Here is a 13,913-nt window from a genome sequence, read left to right on the forward strand (position 1 = left end):
GTCAGCGGCACACCGGTCTCCGTGCTCTCGGCGTGGGGAAGCGGTGGTGCACGCTCAGGCATGAGTGCGTCAGAGGTAGAGGAAGTCCGTCCAGTACCTGTCGAGCCCGGCGACCAGGGTGACGGCGGTGTCCGCGGCCTCGCGGCACTGCGGGGGTTGGCGGGTGTGGTACATGGCGCTGGTGGTCCGTTGCTGCATGCGGTACTTCATGGCGAGCCGGCGGAATGTGGCTGAGGGGCGCAGGCGGGTGTCGCCCGCCGCGTCTTCCTCCGTGAGCTCTGCGGGGAGTCCGCAGTACATCTCGGATGCGATCAGGCAGGCCCAGTCGACCAGTTTGTGCGTTGCCCTCGCGTCGCTGGCGACGCGGTCGAGGAGCGCCGCCCGGCACTGTGGGCATTCGTCCAGCGTCGCGTAGAACAGTTGGTCCAGCACGGCGTCGTCTGTCTGAGCTGGGGCGAGGTGCGGGGACGTCTTGGAGGGTGCGGTGAACTTCGCGCGTCGGGCCGTTGTTGTGTGGTGTTCGTGGTCGGCGCTGGTCACGGTTGCTGCGGCTCCTTTCGGGGCCTGCTTTCCGGTGCCGTGGTTCATCGCTACTCCTTACGGGCGCAGCAGTCGGGCCTGATGGTGCCAGGCCGGACCGGGGTGCGGGTGGTCGAGTGCGGGGATGGGGCGCCCTGCGTCCTTCACGAGGGTGTCGAGGCGGTGGCCGAAGGATTTGCTGAACAGGTGGAAGTGTCCGGGGGCGTCTTCGAGTTGGCGGAAGAGGCGGGCGGCGTGCAGGTAGGGCCGGGCGCGGGGTGGGATCGCGTACCAGACGCGGGGCGGTGGGTGGTCCTGGTCGTGCTCGCTGTTGAAGGGCTCGGGCAGGGCGAGGTGGGAGCCGTCCGGGTGGACGTCGTCGACGGTGGCGTGGACGAGGCGATCCACAGCGGCTCCGGTACACAAGAGGGCGGCCAGCGCGGCGACTTGGGGCGGGCCGGGGGCGGCTCGGCTGATGTGGTGCGCGACCTGGGCGGTAAAGGGGACCGTGGAGATCCCCGGGCCGCTGTCGGCGGCGAGATCGGCGGGAGTGGACAGGTGCAGGCCGGCTGCTGAGAAGCCGTCCCGGGCGCCTTGGAGGCGGGCGGCGGTGTGCTCGGGGGTGGGGCTGAGCGTAGTCAGGCGCGACAGGAAGAGCTTCACATCGCGCTGGTCGGGCAAGGCAGGCGATGCCGCCCAGCACTGCCGGGTCAGCCAGGTCCGGGCGGCGAGCAGTCCTGCACGGCGCTGGCTGGAGAGGCCTGGCGCGGAGCGTGTGGGAGGTGGAACGCCGTGCGCCGGGGCTGAGACGGTGGATCGCGTTGTTGGTGGCCGCTGCCGGGCGGGGTGGGGAAGCTTCGGCCGGGGCGCGGCGGGCCCGGTGAACAGGCGCAGCGCGGCGGCCTCGTCGAGGTACTCGACTTCGCCGCCCAGGTGCGCTTTTGCGAGGTGCGTCGTGAGGCGGGCGCTGTCGTTGGCGGTGGCGCCGCTGGACATCAGGATCAGGTGGATACCGGTCAACTCGCGCAGCACGCAGAGCTGTTCGGTGCGTTCGGGAGTGAGCAGGTGCGCGCGCAGGACGGTCAATTGGCGGATGTCATCGACGATGATCCAGCAGGCGACGGCCCGCCAGGCAGGCTGTGCGGTGATGACCGGGGCGTGGATGGGCGCGTAGGCGGTGCGGCCGAGCGCGGCCAGGATGTCGCGGGCCAGGAACGCGGAGGTGACGGTGGCAGGGGTGGGGTCGACCGTGATGCGGCCGCCGTGCGGGTCGGCCCAGCGGCGAGCCGCGCAGGCCAGCGCCACATCGTCCTCCTCGTCAGTAATGAGGGTGAGCGGCGGGATGGGGCCGGAACGCAGAGCCGTCGGCGTCACCCGATACCCCCGTCGTCCACGCGGGCGGCGAGTTGCTCGATCCATCCGCGACAGGCGGGCGTGGCGGACCGGATACGGCGGGCATGGTGGGTGAGCAGGGCCCAGCGGCGCAGCCGGCCTCGGGCGAAGTGACCGTCCAGACGGCGTAGTTGGGCACAGGAGGCCTGCTGCCACAGTGGGTGCAGACGTCGGGCGGCGAGCGCCACCAGGTCCTCATCCAGCGGGCGGATCTCGCACCAGGTGGCGGTCCGAGTCTTCAGCATCCGCGTCTCGCGCAGCACCGTCTCGCCGTCCTCGCCGACGATCAGCACAATGCACAGGCCGCCGGGCAGGCTGTCGTAGAGGTAGCGCAGGCACTCGAAGGAGGCGGAGGAAAGCTGGTGTGCCTCGTCGACCACCACGGTCCGCGGCCGGGCAGCCAGCGCGTGAAGGACGGCGGCGTCGCACACGCCGGGGTCCTCGGGCAGCGGTCCGGGAAGGTGAAGAGCGTCGTGGAAAGCCGTGCGCAGATCGGCCGGGGTCGGTCGGGACGGCAGGGTGAGCATGCAGGCCCGGTGGGCCGGGTGGCCGGCGAGCACCGCGCGGGCGGCGAAGGTCTTGCCCACACCGGAGGTGCCGGTCACGCAGAGCATCGCGCGCCGGGCGTGGCAGTCCTCGACGCCGCGGCGGACGGCGAGGAGGCCAGAGGTGCACAGCCCTTGAAGGCCTGGGGTGTTCAGGAAGTGCGCTGAGGGATCAACAGGGTTCGCCGTCGCAGCGAGCAGCGGGCCAAGGCCGCCTCGGCGGGCCGCCGTCAGCACTGGGCCAGGGCCCCGTGGACCACCTGCCGGTCAACGGTGTCGGTATGGAAGTGCTTCAGGCCCTTGAGAACGTAGTGAGTGACCTTGGCCCACTCGCGCATCGAGCCGTCGGCATGCACCCGGTCAATGTGCTTGAGCAGTTCGGGGTCGGCCGTGGCCCAGACGGTATGGGTCAGCGGGATGACCTCAAGCATCTCTTCGGTGGACATCGCCTTCACCTCGCGCCGGGCGCACAGGCGCGAGGCCAGGGACGGATCGCTCTGCAGTGTGTCGTAGGCCTCGTGACCGCCGATGAACAGCACGGCCGGGCCGCTGCTTGCGGGAGTTGTCCCACAAGTTGCGGATCAGCTCGAAACAGGCGCGGTTGTACTGCTGGGCCTCGTCGCACACGATCACGTACGGGCGCCTGGGCAGCGCGGCCATCAGCTGCCGGTACAACGGGGTGGCGGTGCCCGGCATCTTCCCCGGCAGGCGCAGCTGGTGGAAGAGTTCCTCGCGCAGATCCTTCGGACCCGGACGTGAGCGGGCGAACTGCAAGGACAGCAGCAGATCCGGGGCGATGGCCCGGAGCGCGGCGCGGGTGGCGAACGTCTTGCCCAGACCGGAGGCGCCGTAGATCAGCGACATCGCGCGAGCGTCGATCGTCTCGGCGATCGTGTCCTGGACCTGGAGCAGCACATCGGTGGTCACCAGCTTCGCGCCGGGCACGTCGAGGTAGAACTCCGGCTCCATGTCCCCCGGCTCGGGCGGCACTTCACTACTCATGATCACTCCTCGTCGCACGGTCTTGATCGGGGGCGGCGCGCCTGGGGACGGCCCAGCCGGGGGCGGGGCCCAGGCGTGGGGTGTAGCGCTCGGTCGCCCGCTCGAGCGGGGCGGCGCCACGGTTGGAGTCTGTGGCGTTCAGTTCCTTCGCGGCCTGGGCCGATGTCATACGAGGCAGCCGCTTGGGCGGGCCCGCCTGGGTGTCGGCGGCGTACCGGTCCCGGCGTGTGACCGCGGAACGCTTCAGGGCCCGGCGCAACTCGCGGTCCCTGGCCGAGCGGGACTTGAGGACAGCACGGCGCTCGTCCTCGGTGGCCTCGTCCGCAAGGACCGCCCGGCCCAGGTAGCGGTGACCGACAGCGGTGTACAGATCGATCTCGTGGGCGTGGTGCGGCATGAACCGCACCCGCACCCGGGTACCAACGCGGCCCACGCCGTCCTCGGGCATGTAGAACCGGCCGTGGAACTGCACCCCGTGACTAGTGATCTTCCGCGGGCGATCGTCGCCGGACATCATGTAGGCACGCAGATCGCGCGCGCTGACCTCGCGCAACTCGGTGGTATCGGCCTGCCAGGCCTCAAGCGGCGTCATCCCCAAACGGGCCACCACATCCACGGTGTTGTGCCGCTCGACCCACTCGCGCAGCAACCTGACGAACGCCTCGTAGGCCAGCGGCGGGTCGCTCTCGCCGGAGCGCCGTCGGTGATCGAGGAGCGGGGCCTTGGTATAGCGGGGCAGATCGGCGAAGAACCGGCTCACCGCGGTCCGGTTCAACCGTTCCACGCCGCCCTTGTGCCGGGGCGTGTAGACCCGTTGCAGCGGCACGCCGAGCGCGCCGAAGGCGTCCTTGACCGCTTTGGACACGAAGTCCGCGCCCCCGTCGATCCGTACCAGGGCGGGCAGGCCCCCGGCCGGTCCGTAGTCGTCTCCGGTCAAAACCGCCGAACGCAGCGCGGCCAGGACCGAGTCCCGGTGCGCGCTGGATGCGGTGACCGCCCAGCCCATCACCATCTGGGTAGCCCGGTCCTCGTACCAGGTCACCCACACCCGCGACAGGGAGCCGTCGGGCAGCACGACGCGTAGCGGGGCGTGTTGGTGATCGGCCTCCCACACCTCGTTGCGGTGAACCGCAGGCCGTTTGAACGCCGGATCGAACCCTCGGGCCGCGGGGATCCCCTCCCGCAGCCCGGCCATGAACCCCGGGGTCAGGTCCCGGCGGATCGCGTCATGCAACGTGCTCAGTCCCGGCGGCCGCCGGCCCGCCGCCAGAGCCCGGCGGGCCAGTTCCTCGTGCGCCCGCTTCACATTCCCGAGGCAGTCCGCGAGGACCTCACCGACGTCATCGGTGATCTCCAGACGGGCACGCGGTGCTGGGTCCGGTGATCCCGTCGCCTCGGCCCGCGCCAGCCACCGCCACACCGTTCGTACACTCACGCCCAAAGACGACGCGACCAGACGGACATGCGACGTCGTCAACTCGCCTCGATCACGCCGCTGTTGCAGCTGACGCACAGCGGGAACACGCAGCAGCTCACGCCGGTCACCCAGCACCCCTCCACCCGCGCTGTCGTCCTCGTCCGCCATGACCAAGGACGCTACGAAACAGGCCCGCAACCAGCCAAAACGCAAAAACGCTTCCCCGCCCCGAGCTGATGAACCACCCCGAATACCACTCCCCCATCACAGACCGCCTGCTACAAGCCACTACCCGACACAGGACACGCGGCCCCCATGACACCGATCCACACGGCCACCCGCCAGGCGAAACACGGACTCCTGTCACCACCCACACAACAAAAAAAAGAGGGCCCCACCAGGGACCCACAACCACCAATGACATCAACCCGCATCAACCAGCGACCTCAACGACACCCAACCCACACCTCACACTGGACATTCACGTGGCCGTCCGCGCCTGTAGGAAGGTGCCACGTATTTGGAGTTGCATCGGCGTAGCTGGCGGTGGCGTTTACTATTTGCAGGCCGCCGCCCGCGGCCAGGGCGACGGCCGTGGCGGAGAGGATCCGCTTGCGGTTCGTTGCAGTGTGCTGCTTCTCTAGCCCCGGACTTCGCGGGTCACCGTTTCAGGTCTGTGGCCAGCGGGTTTGTCCGATGTCGGTGTCGAGTAGGTCGAGGAGGTGGAGTTGGACGCCGCGGGTGATCTGGACGGTGGGCGGGTCGGTGATGTTGCCGATGCGCAGGGTGAGTTCGCCGAGGTGGTAGAAGACCATGCGGCCGGTGGGGCGGACCCGGCGGTTGTCGGGGTAGAGGCCGCTCATGGTCTGCTCGGGGCCGAGCGCGCGTCTGACCTGCCGTTCGATCAGGCAGAAGACGAGCAGGGCCAGGCAGATGACCTGGATCAGGGCGGCAACGCGCCGGTTGTGCTGCACGAAGACCGGCGCGACCGCGAGCGGGCCCTTGAAGTCGTGGTATCTGCGCTCGACCGCGCCCTGGCCCTTGTAGTGGATCAGAGTCTGCCCAGCGTCCGCCTGGTCGGCGGGGACAGACGTCAGCAGTGCGTACCAGCCGTCGACCACGGCTTCCGCCTTCAGCACGCCGGTGTCGAAGTGCCAGGCCAGGACCGGGGTGCCGTCCTCGTTATCGGTGACGGTCCAGCGCAGACAAGAGGTGACACGGCGCTTGGCGGCGATGACACCGATTCGGGCGACGATCTTCTCCCGGGTCTTGTAGTGGCGTCCGCCGGCCGCAGCGGTGAGCTTGTTCAGGTCCTGGGCGGCCTTGGCCAGGCGTTTGTCCCGGGCTGCTTGCTGGCCGGCGGCGTTCGCGGTGGAGTGGACCAGGATCCGTCGCACGGTGAGCACAGGATCGCTCTTGCGGGGCCCGGTCAGGGTGTGGGTGTCCTCCAGCACGCGGTAGGTCTCGCGCCGCTCGGCGGGCTTGCCCGCCTCCCGGTTGGGCGTCCAGTCCACGATGGTGGCCTGCGCGGGATCGAGAGCGGCATAGACCTCGTCCTTGACCTGCGCGGCCGGGGCCGGGGCGATGAACTGGACCCCGGCCGCCAGCAGGGCACGGACGTTGGAGTAGGACACCAGCTTGGAGTCGGCGACCATCAGGAAGTCGCGTTCACCGGCCATGGCCCGCAGGTCCTTCATCGCGCCGACGACCTGGCTGACCTCGGCCGCACCACCGCCGAAGACCCGGGCATGGAGCGGGATGCCGCCGTCGGCCGACACCGCGAGCCCGGCCTGGACCTGCTTCAGATCGAAGCGCCGGTCCTTGGGATGCCCGTAGCCAATGACGGGGAAGTCCTCCTCCTGACCCTCGACCGGGAAGGCCCCGTGCACGGACATGCTGGTCATGTCCCAGTGCATCCGGGCCACATCGATCCCGAACTCACCGATCGCCCGCGCCCCGACCGTGCCCGCGATGTGCTCCAGCTGCGGAGCGATCGCATCCAGTGCCCGGGCCAGACGATCATCGTTGAGCAGAGCGGGCTCGATCCCGAAGACCTCTTCCACTGCCCAGCACCTGGCCCAGTCCTCCACCCGCACCAACGGCGCGGGCGACGTCAGCCGGTTGGCCACCAACGCCTCGATCACCTGCCCGTGCGTCACCAGCGCACTCGCGCCACCAGGACACACCTCGTCGACGATCCCGGCGACATCCAGCCGACGCAGAAACTCGGCAGCGACAGGCAGAGCGCCCAGACGCTTCTCCACCACGGACGTCACCGCCACTTCAAGACGCTGACGCTGAGACCGTGGCCGCGGGGACCGGGAAGTCATCGACACACCCCACCCAACGCCACACCCCCGGCCCAGGACACCCCGGACCGGTCACACCATACGAATCAACGACCCGCGAAGTACGGGTCTAGCCGGTGGAGACCGCGTTGCTTCCTCGAGTTGGTCATCTTCTTTTCCCTTCTCTACTTTTGCGCTCGTTCATGTGATTCTGCGCGCCATGCCCCGCCGAAACCCAGAAACCCTTCGCCAGCAAGCGAGAGGATTCCGCTCTCGACCGGAAGCGGCGCATCCACGCTCATTAAGACCCGTGACCGGCATAACCCGTTAGGCGCCGAAAGTATCCACTCAGGTGCTACCGGACGAGCCAAAAGAAGTAGGAAGCTGCAACTTTGGTCGCAGCCCAGGGCTGTTCCAAAGTTCTGCCGGGTGGGTGAAGGGGGGTTATCAAGTTGAGGGGCGGGGTGTGATGATCTTGGTGGGGATCGTCGTGGGAGGGGCCTGCTCGTGGACAGTGCTGCACCGTCGTACAAGGGCTTCCGGTTCCCGCCGGAGGTGATCGCGCACGCGGTCTGGCTGTACCACCGCTTCCGGCTGTCCTTGCGTGACGTGGAGGAGCTGCTGTTCGAGCGCGGCGTCCAGGTCTCGTACGAGGCGATCCGGCTGTGGTGCGAGCGGTTCGGCCCCGCCTACGCCGCCGGGCTGCGCCGCAGGCAGCCCCGCCCGGGTGACCGGTGGCATCTGGACGAAGTCTTCATCAAGGTCAACGGTCGGCTGCGGTACTTATGGCGCGCGGTGGACCAGGACGGCAACGTGCTGGACATCCTCGTGACCAACACCCGCGACGCGAAGGCGGCGAAGCGCTTCTTCCGCAAGCTCCTCAAGGGCGCCGGGACCCTGCCCCGAGTGATCGTCACGGACAAGCTCCGTTCCTACGGTGCCGCCCACCGAGACGTCATGCCGTCGGTCGAACACCGCAGCTCGAAATATCTGAACAATCAGGCGGAAAATTCTCATATCCCCACACGGAAGCGCGAGCGGGGTATGAAGGGCTTCCGCAGCGTGCGGACGGCCCAGAGATTCCTCGCCTCCTTCTCCCGGATCTCACCGCACTTCCGCCCCCACCGCCACCGGATGACCGCCCATGGCTACCGCACCGAGATGACCAACCGCTTCACCATCTGGCACCAGATCACCGGCACCACACTCATGGCCACGACCGCCTGAACCAGGCGCCACCGCACCACCGGCATACCCCAACTCGCCCACCTCATCAACAACTTGACAACACCGCCCCAACACCTGCTGCGCCGCCGCCGGTGCCTGCCCGCCCGACACCCTGCGCCGACAGCACCGCAGCCAGAGCACCCCGCTGCTCAGCTGTCAGCTGAGAAACCACCGGATCCAGCTCCTGCAACCGCTCCTTGGGAAGCTGCCCCAGCACCTGCTGCTCCGGCGACTGCGCCTGCTGCGACGCGGACGCCTGGATGGTGTCCCGCTGAGTGGTGTAACAGCGATCTCCGCATAGCCCCTGGTCATGGGGCGGCCATCGCGCAACTCTCCGAGTAGAGACGCTCGTTGAAGCGAGAGGTGGCGCGATGGCCTTGTCCCAGCATGACTTACTCCGCCTGATGGAGTCACTGCGTACGGCGGACGGAATCGAGTTGATCAGGGTCCTGGCCCAGCGGATCCTGCAGGAACTCATCGAGGCCGAGGCCACCGCCCACATCGGCGCGGAACCCGGCGAGCACACCGGGACCCGCACGACGATGCGCAACGGGCACCGGGAGAAGGTGCTGACCACGCAGGCCGGGGACCTGGACCTGGCGATCCCCAAGGTCCGCACCGGGTCGTTCTTCCCGTCGCTTCTGGAACGCCGGCGGCGCATCGACCAGGCTCTCTACGCGGTCATCATGGAGGCATACGTGCAGGGCGTGTCCACCCGCAGCGTGGACGACCTGGTCAAGGCCCTCGGCGGCGACACCGGCATCTCCAAGAGCGAGGTCTCCAGGATCTGCGGCGACCTCGACATCGAGCTGAGTGTGTTCCGCACCCGCCCCCTGGACCACACTCGCTTCCCCTACATCTATCTGGACGCCACCTACTGCAAGGCCCGGGTCAAACACCAGATTGTCTCGCAGGCCGTGGTCGTCGCCACCGGCATCACCGAGGACGGCGGACGCGAGGTCCTCGGGCTGATGGTCGGCGACAGCGAGACCGAGGTCTTCTGGAGCGAGTTCCTGCGCTCGCTGCGCGAGCGGGGTCTGACCGGAGTCCGCCTGGTCATCGCCGATCACCACTCCGGCCTGGTCAAGGCCGTCCGCAAGGTCATGCTCGGAGCCGCCTACCAGCGCTGTCGCGTTCATTTCCTGCGCAACGTCTTCGCGGTGATACCCAAGGACGCCGCGGAGATGGTGGCCGCGACCATCCGCACGATCTTCGCCCAGCCCACCGCCGAGGCCGTCCGCGCCCAGCTCGACACTGTCGCAGACATGCTCGGACGGCAGTTCCCCAAGGTGAAGGCGATGCTCCTGGAGGCCAACGTCGACCTCACCGCCTTCGCGGACTTCCCCGAGCGACATTGGAAGAAGATTTCCAGTCGACCAATCCCCTGGAGCGGGTCAACCGGGAGATCAAACGCCGCACCGACGTCGTCCAGATCTTCCCCAACCCCGACGCACTCGAACGCCTCACCACCGCCGTCCTCATCGAGATGCACGACGAATGGATCGCCTTCCCCCGCCGCTACCTCCCCGAAGGCAGCATGGACAAGATCTATCCACCTGAAGATCAACCCGACACGGTTACACCACTACAGGGGGCATGACCGACGCCTGAGCCGGCGCGCCCGCAGCCGCCGCATCAGCCGGTGTACCGGCCGGCGCATCGGCAGCCAGAGCCTGACCGCCGCCCAGCACACCCCCCGCCGCAATCGCCAACCCAACCACCCCCGCCCTCACACCTAAACCACCCGACACCGAAAACGAACCAACCCGGCGATGACGACCCCGCCCCGCGTGTACTCCCATGACAACCCAACCCCTTAAATCCCCGTAAAACCCTTGAAAAGGATACATAGCATGACTAATAATCCTCACCATGCCCCAGGCGTCACCGAAGCCACAGGTGCAGGCCAAGGGGACAGGGCGGCCGGAGCCGAAGGCCGGACATCACAAGACCCGACTGCAGCCCCGGCAGCCCCACTATCAACTACTGCTGCTGAACGGGCTGATCTACCGCAGGCGCGGCCTCAGCAGACAGCGGAGTTGCCGCAACCGGAGCAGGCTGCTGGGGTGAGGACTCAGCCACAGGTACAGCCTGCTGCGGAACCGGAGCAGCCTCCGCGGGCGCCGCAGGTGCAGGCGCGGCAGTCTCGGCAGGCGCAGACTGCTGCTCAACCCCAGACCAAGCAGCCCCGCTAGCGCCGCCACCACCGCCATCCAGGCCAGCCACAGGCGCCCCAAGCGGAGCCTGCTGCTGGACAGGCTCTCCCAACCAGCTATGGACGGCCCCAGACAGAGCCTGCTGCGACCCACCCACCGGCATCGAAGCCGAAACCACAGGAGGCGCCTCCGCAGCCACAGAGGGAGCCTCCACAGACGGTGCAACAGGCCCAGACGATTGCTTGAACCCGCCAAGATTCTCAAGCACCCTGTCCCCACCCCCACCAACCGGCACCGACGACTTAGCTCCATCCACAGCCGGAGCAGGGGCAGGGGCAGGGGCAGCCAACGAACTCACCGAACCGGCAAGGCCAGAACCCCCCGCCGCAGACGGCGTGCCCAGCACAGACCCAGCTGGCGCCACGGGAGCTGCAGACGGAGCCTGCTGCCCCAGGCCAGCTGCAGACGCACCCAACGGATTCGCGGCACCGGCAAGGCCGGAGCCCTCCGCCGACTTAGCGGCCAGCGAGGCATCCGCCACGCCCGAACCACCCGCCTTCACAGCAGCCGAGCCCGACCAACCATCCGCAGCCCCAGAACCAGCTGAAACATCCGTAATCGGCTTGGACAGACCCCCACCCACCTGCGAGCTTTGGGCTCCTGCGGGTGTCTGAAGCGCACTGATATCAGCCTTCGCTGCCTGGTCAGGCACAGACGTCGGCCGCCCCCCGGTCACCTGCGGCACGCCCAGCACGGACCCCGACCCGGCAGGAGCAGCAGCCGCATCGTTGCCTGCAGTCTTCACCTGATCCCAGGCCATAGCCTTGCCCGAGTCCCCGGTGCTCTGGCCGGACACGGACGCAGGAGCCCCAACGGCTGTGCCACCGGCACCTGAACCCGGTAACCCAGTCTGCCCGTGCAGGCCAGCAGGCGCCGACTGCGCATCAGCAGGCTTAGCCAGATCCCCGCCCGCCTGAGGGCTCTGCGTCCCCGCAGAGGCAGAAGCACCCCCTGCCGGCAGCTGGCCCCCAGGCTTCACCTGCTGCTGGCCCTGCTTACCCGGGACCTCAGACAACCGCGCACCATCAGCAGCAGGAAGCGTCGAACCACCCGCACCCGTATGAGAACCCGAACCACCACCGGGCACAGACTGCAACCCATCCCCAGGCTTCACCTGCCCCTGCAGATAACCCCTGGGATCCTTCATCGACTGCCAGGAACCGTCCTTGCCCTGACTGTAACCATCAAAACGGTCAAAACCATCAAGCGAAGACCCCGGTGACACCACACGCCACGAACCATCCTTCCCATGGCCATACACGTGCGTATCGCTATGAGAACCCGAACCACCACCGGGCGCAGACTGCAACCCATCGCTGGGCTTCGCCGGACCCCGCAGATATCCGTCAGGATCCTCCATCGCCCCCCAGACGCCGTTCTTACCGCGACTGTAACCATGAAAACGGTCAAAATCTTTAATCGAAGAACCGGCCTTCACTTCATGCCACGAACCATCCTTCGCCCGCCCGTACACGGGGTCCGTTACCCCGGCAGAAGCAACCCCTGAAACCGGCCGAAGATCGGGGCCGAAGAACGGGTCAGCACCCTCGTGGTCATGCGCTTGCTGAGGCTGGGGCGATCCATCACCAGTGGAATAGCTAGCCCGCCAAGCAGCACCCTTTCTCACCCATTCATCAGACTTAGCTTGATATTCATCATACTTAGCCTTGTTCTTAGCCGTCCATTCTTTGGACTGAGTCTCATATCGATCAGCCTTAGCTTTCCACTCTTCATAGGTCTCCCCGTCCGGCCCCCTCCACTCGCCTATGGGTACATACTTATAGTACTGTGTGGTCCTATCTACTATCAGCCCCGGATCATCTTTGGATGGTTCAAACCGAAGACCGCCGACCCCCTTGTATGGGTTTCCGGTCCCGAGTGGGTACGGGTTTTTATCCTCGGCGTATGGATTACCCCCTGACGGATACGGGTTATCCTCCGGCCTGTACGGGTTACGATCCCAGCCTCTCAAACCATTAAGGTACCCCTTCCTTACAGCCGCCGTCTCCGCCGCATTCGGCGAGTCCGGACCGTCTGGCACAAGTAGCGGCCTCATTATCTCATCAGAATTCCCCGGATTATACGGATCGTTGCCGTTGATAGAGTGACCCAACCCGAGGGAATGGCCAATCTCATGCGCGACGACACCAACCCGATCCCTCTCGGAATACTGCCCCCACTTATCTTCATCAAAAACAATCCTATTTCCTACACTGTAAGCAATTGTGCCTGGGTCGTACTTCCCAGGATAGGTTTTGACGAATTCATCGTGCGGAAGGCGGTCAAAGGTGATGCTTCTGGGATGCTCCTTAGCGCTGGGAGCGTCGGGAGCATTGTGATAGTCGTTGAAGCTCCATTGTTCACCTTGATGTTCTCGAATCGACTGCTCCCAATTAGCAATTCCTCGCCTCAGGAGACCTTCCTCATACGGGCTAAACTTGTCTGTATGATCAAACGTGAAACTGGGGGTGCTTCCTGTATCCGACCCACCGTGGTCGGGCGATACACCATGGTGCACAGGACCAGTGTCGGCCGAGGCGCTTGTGACTCCAGCCAGCAAACTTGCAGCTAACGGAGCCGCCACTGCACCGGCCCTCAAAGCCAGCTTCTGCCTCTCCGCCAGCACTTCCCGCTTCTTCTTGTGACGTGCCATAATCTTATTCTCCTTACAGATCGAAAAGGATGAGACCCTTCGGCCCATTGCTCATTCCCCAAGCCGGCCGCCTCGGCCTCAAAACAGCCCCCGGACCGCATGGCTGCCTGAACTGCGCTGGCGCAGAACAAGGAGATTGATTTCCCCCGGGCGAGACGAGCTGTCAGCGAGACAAGCACATCAATCCGCCGCCGTCACCCCCGGCCGACAATGCGATCTGTTATGCGGATACAGGCGTGATCCCGGCCATATGAAGGAAAGAATAGGAGAGAGCTGCGAGGCTCAGGATTTTGTGCCCCGCATGCCAGCACCATGCCCCCTGGGCAGCACGGACCCAAAGGCTGTCTTATGCCAACCACCCGACGGTGCGACACACATCACTTCCTGCGCTGATTGGCAATCAGCGAAAAATCTGCGGTGAAGTGCCACACCTGGAAGAGATCTTCCTGTCTGGCGACTGTCTGCCCCTGCCGCCGCAGACCACAGCGTGAATGAGGAACCGCCAGCCACAGCCACTCCCGCTACCAGCACGGTAGGTGTGTTGCCTTGCACCGAGACTCTCGGTGCAAGGCACGGTGTTCCGTCGCAACCCCATCACCGGCGTTATCAAGTTGAGGGGCAGGGTGCGATGATCTTGGTGGGGATCGTCGTGGG

8 protein-coding genes and 1 pseudogene are annotated in these 13,913 nt (G+C 66.5%); 2 read left to right on the forward strand and 7 right to left on the reverse strand.

All coding sequences use genetic code 11. The features are described from left to right. Window positions 1-69 precede the first annotated feature (69 nt). The 7 genes from ABIE67_RS48295 to ABIE67_RS48325 form a co-directional block, all read right to left on the reverse strand. Window positions 70-588 (reverse strand): hypothetical protein, encoded by a 519-nt coding sequence (locus ABIE67_RS48295; RefSeq protein ID WP_370270817.1) that lies wholly within the window; start codon window positions 586-588, stop codon window positions 70-72. Window positions 589-597: 9 nt separating this feature from the next. Beyond that, complete coding sequence (locus tag ABIE67_RS48300; protein WP_370270812.1) at window positions 598-1,893, reverse strand: hypothetical protein; 1,296 nt, start codon at window positions 1,891-1,893, stop codon at window positions 598-600. After that, window positions 1,890-2,525, reverse strand: coding sequence for an AAA family ATPase (locus tag ABIE67_RS48305; protein WP_370270847.1), 636 nt, complete (start codon window positions 2,523-2,525; stop codon window positions 1,890-1,892). The genes ABIE67_RS48300 and ABIE67_RS48305 overlap by 4 nt, the downstream gene beginning before the upstream one ends. A gap of 161 nt (window positions 2,526-2,686) precedes the next feature. Further along, window positions 2,687-2,902 (reverse strand): hypothetical protein, encoded by a 216-nt coding sequence (locus tag ABIE67_RS48310; protein ID WP_370270852.1) that lies wholly within the window; start codon window positions 2,900-2,902, stop codon window positions 2,687-2,689. Then, entirely contained in the window at window positions 2,880-3,458 is a 579-nt protein-coding gene (locus ABIE67_RS48315; protein ID WP_370270853.1) for an AAA family ATPase, read from the reverse strand. The genes ABIE67_RS48310 and ABIE67_RS48315 overlap by 23 nt, the downstream gene beginning before the upstream one ends. Next, window positions 3,451-5,043 (reverse strand): Mu transposase C-terminal domain-containing protein, encoded by a 1,593-nt coding sequence (locus tag ABIE67_RS48320; RefSeq protein WP_370270804.1) that lies wholly within the window; start codon window positions 5,041-5,043, stop codon window positions 3,451-3,453. Before ABIE67_RS48320 ends, ABIE67_RS48315 begins: the two co-directional genes overlap by 8 nt. Before the next feature lie 500 nt (window positions 5,044-5,543). Beyond that, window positions 5,544-7,157 (reverse strand): IS1634 family transposase, encoded by a 1,614-nt coding sequence (locus ABIE67_RS48325; protein WP_370251876.1) that lies wholly within the window; start codon window positions 7,155-7,157, stop codon window positions 5,544-5,546. Between the two features lie 507 nt (window positions 7,158-7,664). Between ABIE67_RS48325 and ABIE67_RS48330 the strand changes: the two genes are divergently transcribed. Together ABIE67_RS48330 and ABIE67_RS48335 are read left to right on the forward strand one after the other, a co-directional pair. Beyond that, a complete protein-coding gene (locus tag ABIE67_RS48330) occupies window positions 7,665-8,390 on the forward strand; it encodes an IS6 family transposase (protein WP_370270994.1) in 726 nt (241 codons plus the stop codon). A 371-nt stretch (window positions 8,391-8,761) separates the two neighbouring features. After that, window positions 8,762-9,990: pseudogene (locus tag ABIE67_RS48335) on the forward strand (IS256 family transposase). Window positions 9,991-13,913: the final 3,923 nt, after the last annotated feature.

The organism is Streptomyces sp. V4I8, from assembly GCF_041261225.1.
Classification (GTDB): Bacteria; Actinomycetota; Actinomycetes; order Streptomycetales; family Streptomycetaceae; genus Streptomyces.